General features: G+C 71.5%; 10 protein-coding genes. 3 read left to right on the forward strand and 7 right to left on the reverse strand.

What is annotated here, in order from left to right; all coding sequences use genetic code 11:
* Positions 1-54 precede the first annotated feature (54 nt).
* The 6 genes from AC1DU4_RS14580 to AC1DU4_RS14605 form a co-directional block, all read right to left on the reverse strand.
* Positions 55-378: a hypothetical protein gene (locus tag AC1DU4_RS14580; protein WP_477840948.1), complete on the reverse strand. Its 324-nt coding sequence runs from the start codon at positions 376-378 to the stop codon at positions 55-57.
* A 154-nt stretch (positions 379-532) separates the two neighbouring features.
* Positions 533-871, reverse strand: a complete 339-nt coding sequence (locus AC1DU4_RS14585; protein WP_477840950.1) for a hypothetical protein — start codon at positions 869-871, stop codon at positions 533-535.
* Between the two features lie 210 nt (positions 872-1,081).
* Positions 1,082-1,927 (reverse strand): DUF1254 domain-containing protein, encoded by an 846-nt coding sequence (locus AC1DU4_RS14590; RefSeq protein ID WP_477840952.1) that lies wholly within the window; start codon positions 1,925-1,927, stop codon positions 1,082-1,084.
* Between the two features lie 204 nt (positions 1,928-2,131).
* Entirely contained in the window at positions 2,132-2,581 is a 450-nt protein-coding gene (locus tag AC1DU4_RS14595; protein WP_477840954.1) for an SRPBCC family protein, read from the reverse strand.
* 120 nt (positions 2,582-2,701) lie between these two features.
* Positions 2,702-3,118, reverse strand: a complete 417-nt coding sequence (locus tag AC1DU4_RS14600) for a PaaI family thioesterase (protein WP_477840967.1) — start codon at positions 3,116-3,118, stop codon at positions 2,702-2,704.
* Positions 3,119-3,373: 255 nt separating this feature from the next.
* Positions 3,374-4,183: a hypothetical protein gene (locus AC1DU4_RS14605; RefSeq protein ID WP_477840956.1), complete on the reverse strand. Its 810-nt coding sequence runs from the start codon at positions 4,181-4,183 to the stop codon at positions 3,374-3,376.
* A gap of 153 nt (positions 4,184-4,336) precedes the next feature.
* Here AC1DU4_RS14605 and AC1DU4_RS14610 point away from each other — a divergent pair, with 153 nt between their 5' ends.
* From AC1DU4_RS14610 to AC1DU4_RS14620, 3 genes are read left to right on the forward strand one after another with little or no spacing between them, the layout of a single operon-like run.
* Complete coding sequence (locus AC1DU4_RS14610) at positions 4,337-5,797, forward strand: iron chelate uptake ABC transporter family permease subunit (protein ID WP_477840958.1); 1,461 nt, start codon at positions 4,337-4,339, stop codon at positions 5,795-5,797.
* 2 nt (positions 5,798-5,799) lie between these two features.
* Positions 5,800-6,909: a FecCD family ABC transporter permease gene (locus tag AC1DU4_RS14615; protein WP_477840969.1), complete on the forward strand. Its 1,110-nt coding sequence runs from the start codon at positions 5,800-5,802 to the stop codon at positions 6,907-6,909.
* Positions 6,906-7,772: an ABC transporter ATP-binding protein gene (locus AC1DU4_RS14620; protein WP_477840959.1), complete on the forward strand. Its 867-nt coding sequence runs from the start codon at positions 6,906-6,908 to the stop codon at positions 7,770-7,772. The genes AC1DU4_RS14615 and AC1DU4_RS14620 overlap by 4 nt, the downstream gene beginning before the upstream one ends.
* A 27-nt stretch (positions 7,773-7,799) precedes the next feature.
* Here the strand turns inward: AC1DU4_RS14620 and AC1DU4_RS14625 are convergent.
* On the reverse strand, positions 7,800-9,712 hold a 1,913-nt coding region (locus AC1DU4_RS14625), incomplete at its 5' end, for a bifunctional lysylphosphatidylglycerol flippase/synthetase MprF (RefSeq protein ID WP_477840961.1).

The raw sequence follows: 9,712 nt of genomic DNA on the forward strand, positions 1-9,712 counted from the left end.
CGATCCGGGTATCTCGGCCGCAGGCAGAGCACGCTCCGAGCGGATGTCAGTCGGCTAGAACGTCGCCGGATCCCACACGTAGAACGGCAGCGGCACAACGAACTTCGCGGGGTTGATCCGGTGCTTGTTTCCCCACGGATCCACCTGATATGCCTGGGTGACGCCGTGCCACGACGCGCAGTGCATGTCGGCCGTGCCGAACGGGCTGAGCACCACGTTCGTCGTCGGCGTGGCCGGCTGCCACGGAAGGCGGAACCGGTCGCTGCATTGGCTGTACTCCACGGTGTTCCCGAAGTCCTGGGCCGTTGCGGTTGGAGCCACGACGGCGCCGAGCCCGAAGGCCAGCACACCCGCCGCGACCACAGTTGAATGCTTCATTCAGACCTACCCCCTCAAAGTAATGGACGGTCTGTTTATCGGTTCGGGACGAACGTCGTTACATGCGCAGCCCCCGATGGACGCACCGACGCCGGACCGCCGGCGCGACTACGCTGACACAACAGCAGGGTCGGGGCAGGTCCCACGCGGAGGGTCACGCCATGCGCTGTAACGGAATTCGTCGTTCGGTCCTTGCCGGGGCCGTCGCGTCCGCGGCCATCCTGGCCCTGCCGCCCGGCTCTGCCGCCGCGGCAACAGCGAACCCGCCGCCGGATCCGGTGACGACCACGGTGTTCCAGGTCCCGGTGAGATACGTCGCGGGATGCGGGTTGGCCGTGTGGTTCTGCGTGCCACAGCTGACGACGGTGACGCCGACGGCGGCGCCGAGCGCACCCGATGCGGCGACCTTCGCGACGGAGCCCCCTCCGCCCGGGTTGTGGTGCCTCGACGTGTCGGTGCACTGGCTGAACCTGACTTCCGGCGCCGCCGGCACCACCGCGCTCCGACGCGTGCCACCCGACTACAGTCGGCCCGTCGCGCCGGAGGACTGGTGCCGATACGCCCCCGCGACGGCGGCCACCGGCAGCGGCACGGTCGCCGCGACCGCCACCGTCCGCATGTCCGGCGGCTACCTGATCACGGTCACCCAGGGGGGTCGGTGCCTTCCCGGTCCCCTAGGTCGGAACAGCGCGCGAGAACAGAATCACCAGCCCTCGATCGCGGTCTGTCGCAACAGGTCCGCGATGTGTTCGGACTTGGCGGCGGCAGTCGTCAGTGATGCGAACCAGGCATACAACGCTTCTTCACCGGGGCGCGGCGGGACCTCGTCGAGGATGGCAGGGAACTCGGCGAAGAACTGTTCGGGGATGACGAATTGGGTTTCCTGCTCACCGGCGTTGCCCCCGCTGCTGCCCGGGAAGGCCGGGAGGGTGGACCAGTCGTGGGTTTGCATCTCCCCGGTGTAGTCGGCCAGCGGATACATGGTGACCTGGTTGAGCAACGGCTGGATCGCCGCCCGGTCGGTGGCGTTGTCGTCGAGAAAGACGCGCGGCAGCACGATCGCGACAGCCGTGTCGAAGGTGAAGACTTCCTCGATGTCGGGCGGAACGTCACCTGACCAGCCCGCCGGGGCGAGCAGGTACATGCCCGGCTTGGTGTCGTACATCGCTCCGAGACGGATGAATGACTCGGTGCGCTGGTCGACGCCCTGGTAGACCCAGAACCGGTCTTGGAAGTCGGGAACCTGGAGAACGGAGGGCCCCAGCGCGGCGTGGAGCATGCCGGCGCCGTACACGACGTCCTGGTTCGGGCAGGCCACGTGCTTCTGGTCCGGGGAGATGTAGTCGTGCAGCATGCTCAGCCGACCGGGCGAGGAGGCGGGAACGACTCCGTCGATCAGGCCCGGGCCCGGGAGTTTCGCGAATACCAGATGCCGGTTGTGCATGTTCGCCATCGGCCACCCCCAGAGATAGGCAAGCCGGCCCAGCGTGCGGACGTAGTCATCGGTCAACTGCGTGTCGTCGAGCGGGCCACCGAGTGCATCAGACACGGCATAGCCTTCCTTCGCGAGTGCCCTCACCATGCCCGCAAAGGGTCGGTCAATCCTCACCCCAGGCGGGTGAGGTCACCCTCGGTCGTTCGGAATCGCCTGCCTGCGAGAAACATCGACCGGACGCCTCAGCGACAACTCGACCGCTCGAATGAGTACGGGAGCTGAACGGCCCCTGAAGACCAGATCCGGGCCGTCGCGCCCTCACTGGCCAAGGTCGTCGAGGACCTCACGAAGCCGCGACACGGCGACCTTCCACCCCCGCTCCATGGCGTTGCGGGTCATCTTCTGCCGACGGTCGTTGATGTCGAAGCCCGTCTGCGTCAACAGCAGTCGGGTGCCGCGGCCCTGCGGCCGGATCGACCAGTCCACGACCCACCGGGCGGGACGGTCTGCGCGCAGGTCGACCCAGCCGAGCGTCAACTGCACGCCCGGCCGGGCCACCAGGACCTCGCAGGCAATCTCGCCGGCCGGCCGGGTGGGCACCGCGAAGATGAAGTGCGTACCGACCGACGCGGCGAACCCGGCCGACCGCATCAGCCAACGCGCGAGCAGGTCCGGCTCCGTCAGCGCACGCCACACGGCGTCCGGCGCCTGCGGGAGGAAACTGCCGATCTCGACCGCCGCGGGGTCGAGCTCCGCGTCCGATGTCACGGGCGCACCTCCTCGCCGAATCCGAGCCTGCCGTCAGCATTCCACAACGGACACAGCCGAACTCGGCAAATCGGCCCGCGCCGGGCAGGCGCCGCACCCGCGGGCGCGTCGGTGCTCCGGTCAGCGGCCGAGCACGCCCGGGTCGGTGACGTTGGCGAGGCGGACCTGCCCGCGGGCGACCAGCTTGTCCTCTTCGTCCTTGACCGTCACCTGCCACAGCTGCTGCGTCCGGCCGCGGTGCACCGGCGTCGCCTCTGCGTAGAGGGTGCCGCTGCGGCTGGCGCGCAGGAAGTCGGTGTTGTTGTTGACCCCGACGACGTGGCCGCGGTCGCCGATCCAGATGCTGCCGCCGATGCTGGCCAGGGTCTCCACGACCGCGCAGTGCACGCCGCCGTTCATCAGGCCGGCGGGCTGGTACAGCTCGGGACGCACGGTCCAGGTGGCCCGCACCCGGTCCGCGGTCAGTTCCTGGTACTCGAGCCCGAGCAGTTCGCCGAACCCCTTGTTGAGAAACGGCGTCGCGGTGGCGGGGTCCATGCCCGCGAGATCGGCGGGCAGGGTGGCTTCGCTCATGTCATGCTCCATCGTCCTTCGGCCACGACTCTCGGCGACCGCACTCCCCCTCAGTGCTACACGACCCACCCCGTGAGATGCCGACTGGCCCCGCACCTGAGGTGGTGCGAGGCCAGCCGTGGAATGGACCGGGAGTCACTGCAGCCCCAGGACTTCCGCGCGGTCCGATTGATCGTGTTCGAACCGAACTGTAGGCGAGGCTTACCTAATTTGCAAGCGTCAGCTCGCCATGGCCTGCACCCGGGGCCCACGGACGACCTGCCGGTCCGCCCGCGCCCGCACCGGGAGACCCGCCGCCTCGAACGCGTCGAGCAACCCCTGGCCGCGGCGCATCGCCACGGACTCGCCCACTCCGCCGAGGATCGGCACCAGCGTCGCGGCGCCGAGCACGGCCTCCCCCACCAGCGCCCAGCAGCGCGCGCGGTCGAGCGGGACCACCTCGTCCAGGGCGTCGAAGACGGCGGCGAGCGCGAGGCGGCAGCGGCCCGCGGTCCACACCAGCAGCGCCCGCTCGCACGGGAGCGTGACCGCGGACGGCGTCCCGGCCCAGCGGTCGCCGGGCAGCACCCGGAGCACCGGGTCGACCACGCCGGCCCAGTCGACCGCGCCGTCGCTGTCCATGTGCAGCCACAGGTTGTCCAGCCCCGAGTCCCAGGCCCGCCCCTCGAGCATCACCAGCGCGGCCACCCGGCCCACCACCGCGTGAATCAACGCGGTCGCCACCGCGGCACCGGCCGCCTCGCGGTTGCCAACGTCCTCCGCCACGCGGTCGACCATCCGGTCGAGACGGTCGCCGCGGATCCCCTGCCGCAACGCCCACCAGCGACGGCGGGGCTGCTCGGCCATCAGCGCCACCGCGTACACCCGCGGGTAGTCGCGGTAGATCCCCCGCAGCCGCGCGCACGACTGCGCGAGAGCGGCACCGACGTCGTGCGCAGAGCCCGGACACTCCGACGACGGGGCGGCCGCCGGGCGGGAACCCAGCCACCCTCCGGTCGTGGGGTTCTCGGTCACTGCGATATCGAGCACTGCACACTCCTCGGTCGTCGGCACTCCGGACACTGAATGTAGGTTAGCCTAACCACAACAGCAAATGAGGAACGGAACCGGCGTGCCCCCGGGGGCAAGGGTTCCGTAACCTAATCTCCGTAGCTCGTGCCTCGCCGATCAGGAGCCCCGACCGTGACCCTCACCCCCGCACCCCGTGCGGCGACCACGCGTGCGCCACGCTCCGAGACCTACGGGGCGCTCGACGTCCCGCGGGGCCCCGCGCCGCTGCGCGGCCGGCTCGCGGCCGGCGCCCTCGACCTCGCGGTCGTCGCGATCCCCCTGCTGATCGGCTGGGTCGTCGTCGACTCGCTCCGCGACGCCAACGGCGGCGGACAGATGGACCGGGTGGTGTTCGGCGCGGTCGCGCTGACCGCGAGCCTGGCCCTGCTCGTCTGGAACCGCGGCATGCGTGAGGGCCGCACCGGCCAGAGCCTCGGCAAGGACTGGCTCGGCCTGCTCACCCGCGACGCCGTCACCGGCGCACCGCTGGGCACCCGGCGGGCGCTGTTGCCCCGCACCGGCGTCGAGGTCGTCCGCGAGCGCACCGCCGCCGCGGAGGGGTTCACCCCACTGCCGGTCGACACCTCGCTCGCGGCACTCCGGCGCAGGCGACTGGTCGGGCTGGCGGCCCTGACGATGCTGCTGGCCGCGGCCGTCCTGGCGAGCATCGCCGTCGGGGCCCGTCCGATGGACTTCGCCGAGATCTTCCACGCCCTCGTCACCCCCACCGGAACCGACACCGACCTGGTGGTGCGGACGCTCCGGGTGCCGCGGACCGCGCTCGGACTGGTCGTCGGCATCGCCCTCGGCGTCGCGGGAGCCCTGATCCAGGGTCACACCCGCAACCCGCTCGCCGACGCCGGACTGCTGGGGCTCAACGCCGGCGCCGCGCTGTTCGTCGTGCTCTCGATCTACCTGTTCGGCCTCGCCGGTCCCAGCGAGTACCTGTGGTTCGCGTTCGCCGGTTCACTCGCCGCGAGTGTGGTGGTGTTCGGCATCTCCTCGGTCGGCAACGGCCGGTCCAGCCCGCTGAGCCTGGCGCTCGCGGGCGCCGCGGTCGCGATGTTCCTCGGCGCCATGACGCAGACGGTGATCCTGCTCGACCAGACCAGCCTCGACGGCTACCGCTTCTGGGTGGTCGGATCGGTGGCCGGACGCGGGCCGGAGGTGCTGTGGCAGGTGCTCCCGTTCCTCGTCCTCGGCGTGGTCATCGCGATCGCCAGCACCCCGAGCCTGAACGTGCTCAGCCTCGGCGACGAGGTGGCCCGCGGCCTCGGCACCAACATCCTGCTCAGCCGCACCGTCGGCATCGTCGCGATCACCCTGCTGACCGGCGCCGCCACCGCGGCGTGCGGCCCGATCGCGTTCGTCGGGCTGGTGGTGCCGCACGTGGCCCGCTCGATCACCGGTCCCGACTACCGCTGGCTGGTCCCGTACGCCGGACTGCTCGGCGGGATCATGATCCTGCTCGCGGACGTCATCGGCCGGGTCGTGGTGCGACCCGGCGAACTGCAGGTGGGCATCGTGCTCGCACTGATGGGCGCCCCGTTCTTCGTCGCGCTGGTCCGGCGCAGGAAGCTGGTGTCGCTGTGAGCCTGACCGACATCGACCTCCCCGGCGACGCGACCCCGGCCGCGCCCGTACCGACCACCGTGCCCTCCCGCCCGGCGTTCCGGGTCGGCCGGCTGTCCCTGGTCCGCCGCACCGCGATGACCGCCGTCACCCTCGGCCTGCTCGCGCTGGCGTTCCTGCTGCTGTGCGTGAACATCGGCCGCGGCGAGTTCAGCATCCCGATCCCCACCGTCGCCGACATCCTCTTCGGCGGCGGCACCCGGATCGAACGGTTCATCGTGATGGACGTGCGACTGCCGCGGGCTCTGACCGCGCTGCTCACCGGCATCGCGCTGGGCATCTCCGGGGCCATCACCCAGTCCATCCTGCGCAACCCGCTGGCCAGCCCGGACCTGCTCGGGATCACCGCCGGGGCCAGCGCGGCGGCCGTCACGCTGATCGTGGTCGGAGGCGGCGGCACCTTCGTGGGTGCGCTCGCCGTGCTGGGCGTCCCGCTCGCCGCCCTCGTCGGCGGCATCGTGACCGCGCTGGCGATCTACGGGCTGTCCTGGCGCGGCGGGGTGCAGGGCTACCGGGTGGTGCTGATCGGCATCGGTTTCAACGCCGCGCTGATCGCCGCGATCCAGTGGCTGCTGATCTCCGCCGACATCAACGACGTGGCCCGGGCGCAGGTCTGGCTCAACGGCTCGCTCAACGGCAGCGACTGGGCACAGGTGTGGCCGGTCGCGATCGGCGTCGCCGTGGTCGGCACCATCGCCGTCGTCTCCTCGTTCACCCTCGGCGCGCTGCGACTCGGCGACGACAACGCCCGGGTCCTCGGCGTCCGGCTGCAGGCCGGTCAGGGAGTGCTGCTGCTGGCGGCGGTGGCGCTGGCCGCCATCGCGACGGCCGCCGTCGGTCCGATCGGCTTCGTCGCGCTGGCCGCGCCGCAGCTGGCGATGCGGGTGCTGCGGACCCCCGGGCCGCCGATCCTCGCGTCCGGGCTCATGGGCGCGGTCCTGGTCGTCGGCAGCGACGTCATCGCCCGCACGATCCTGCCCGTCGAGCTGCCCGTCGGCATCGTCACCTCCGCGCTCGGCGGGCCGTTCCTGCTCTACCTGCTCGTCCGCACCAACCGAAAGGTCTCCGTATGACCGAGCCCGCCACCCAGGCTCCCACCCGCCTGGCCGCCGAGAACCTGACCGTCGGCTACGGCGACCGGATCATCGTCGACGGACTCGACCTGGAGATCCCGACCGGCGTGGTCACCACGGTGATCGGGCCCAACGGCTGCGGCAAGTCGACGCTGCTGCGCACGCTGGGGCGGCTGCTCAAGCCCAAGTCCGGGCAGGTGCTGCTCGACGGCAAGGCGATCTCGAGTCTCAAGACCAAGGACGTGGCCCGCACCCTCGGGATGCTGCCGCAGGCCCCGGTCGCCCCCGAGGGCCTGACGGTCGCCGACCTGGTGGCCCGCGGACGGCACCCGCACCAGTCGTGGCTGCGGCAGTGGTCCTCCGACGACGAGGGCGAGGTGGCGCGGGCGTTGGCACTGACCGGTGTCTCCGAGCTCGCGGACCGGCCGGTGGACCAGCTCTCCGGCGGCCAGCGGCAGCGCGCCTGGATCTCCATGTCGCTGGCGCAGGGCACCGACATCCTGCTGCTCGACGAGCCGACCACCTACCTGGACCTGGCGCACTCCATCGAGGTGCTGGACCTGGTGGACCGGCTGCACGAGGAGATGGGCCGGACGGTGGTGATGGTGCTGCACGACCTGAACCTCGCGGCCCGCTACAGCGACCGGCTGATCGTCATGTCGGAGGGCGCGGTCGTCGCCGCGGGTACCCCGAGCGAGGTGATCTCCCCGGAACTGCTGCTCGAGGTGTTCGGCCTGGAGGCCCGGGTGATCGAGGACCCGGTCGCGGACCGGCCGCTGATCGTGCCGATCGGGACCCGGCACGTGTACGGCACCGTCGGCGGGTCCGCGGCGACCGCGGCGGCGGCCTCCGCGTCTGCCTGAGGTCACCTGCGGTCTGACGGTTCGGTCCTACCCGCGCCCGATCATGGTGCGCACCAACCGGAAACCCTGACCCAACGAGACGTCCGGCAGGTACGCCCGGCCGATCGCGTTGCCGATGCTCGGCAGCGCCGCCGGGTCGGGGAAGGTCATGTACATCGGCACGTACTCGGGCTGGAACTTCGACTTGAAGGCCAGCAGGGACCGGAACCCGTACACCGGTTCCAGGGTCCGGCCGAGCACGTCGAGGACCCGGTCCATCACCGCGCCGAGCGCCCCGCGCTCGCGTCGTTCCTCCTCGGCGGCCTCGTCGGCGCCGCCGGTCTCGTCGACGTCGTCGGTGTCGGGGGCGTCGACCTTCGCCAGCGGCGCCCCCGACAGGCTGACGAACTCCGCGCCCTCCTCCGCCAAGAGCAGCGCCGCAGAGGCGATCAGGAACTCCATCGCAGGCCGGAAGCCCTCGGCGCGCCTGCGCATGAAGTCCAGCGTCCAGCCGACCACCCGCCCGTCGCGGTACACCGGCATCCACGAGGTGACGCCGTGCACGGTGCGGTCCGCGTCGACCGCGATCAGGCAGCGCACCTGCGGGTCGTCGATCTGCTCGACGCCTCCGAGGGTGAAGCCCATCTCGGGCATGCCCTTGTCCGCCACCCACTCCTCCGAGATCGCGTTGACCTGGTCGGTGAGCGCGAGCGGCGCGTGCGGGTACTCGATCCACTCCGCGTGCACCCCAGACTTCTTCGCCCGGTTGAGCGCGGTGCGCACGTCCTGGAACCGCTTGCCGGTGAAGGCCAGGCCGTTCAGTCGCAGCACCGTCTCCTCCGCGACCTGGAACCCGCCCCACCCCATCGAGTCGGTGACCGCGCGCAGTTCCCCGGTCACCGAGTAGAAGCACGGCGTCCAACCCTGGGCGGCGGCGAACTCCGCGAAATCGGTGACGTAGGCGGGCAGCCTCTCCCGGGGTCCGACGGGGTCGCCGGTGGTCAGCGCGACGCCGCCGATCACCCGGTAGGCGACGTAACCGGCGCCGTCGGGGCTGAACCAGTACCGGTTGCCCCGCCAGGTGGTCATCCACGACAGCGCGCTGCCCCCGCTCGCCCGCAGCAACCGCCGCGCCCGCTCGGTGTCGTCGGTCGCGGCGCCGTAGGCCGGGGCGAGGAAGGTCGCCAGCACCACCACGCACAGCACCACCCAGAACACCACCCCGGTCCACTCGAAGAGCAGGGTCGTGGCACGGCTGTCCGGCAGGAACTCCGGGTCGAGCCACTGCAGGTACACCGGCGGGACCAGCCGCTGCGGAAAGTCGGCGAGCAGCGACAGCACGGTCGGTTCGTGGTCGAACCCGTCACGCACCAGGTACCCGACACCGACGTACACCGCGGCCAGCCCGACGGCCGTCGCCAGCACCACCCGCACGCAGCGCCGGTAGGTGCCCGCCGGCGCGGACACGTCGAAGAAGCGCTTGGTGGCCAGCAGCACCACCAGCACGGCAAACGGGGTCAGGAACGGCGCCAGCGTCCGGTACAGGTTCGGCGTGTGCGGGCCGTAGTACAGCGACCGGGTCCCGTCCTGGCCGAGGAAGCGGACCGCGAAGTTGGCCAACGAGAGCCCCAGCAGCGCGACCTGACCGAACACCGACGCCCCCCACGCGAAGCGCCGACCGCGGCGCAGGCCGTCCGCGAGGACGAGCACGAACAGCGTCGGCATCAGGCTCAGCACCGTCGGGCCGATGCCGCCGAGCCGCAGCGCGAGCAGTCCCCGTCGGCAGTCCTCGGCGGCGCGCGACTGCGCGCACAGTTCCCGTACCTCCGCCGGCGACCAGTCCGCACCCCGGAAGAGCTCGCGCAGCACCGCCAACGGCCCCACCGCGTGCGGCGACAGCGCGGCCAGCGCCGGGCCGATCGCGGCGGCCGCGACCACCAGCGCGACGAGCACCCGGCCCT

The organism is Rhodococcus sp. P4_F5 (assembly GCF_056401315.1).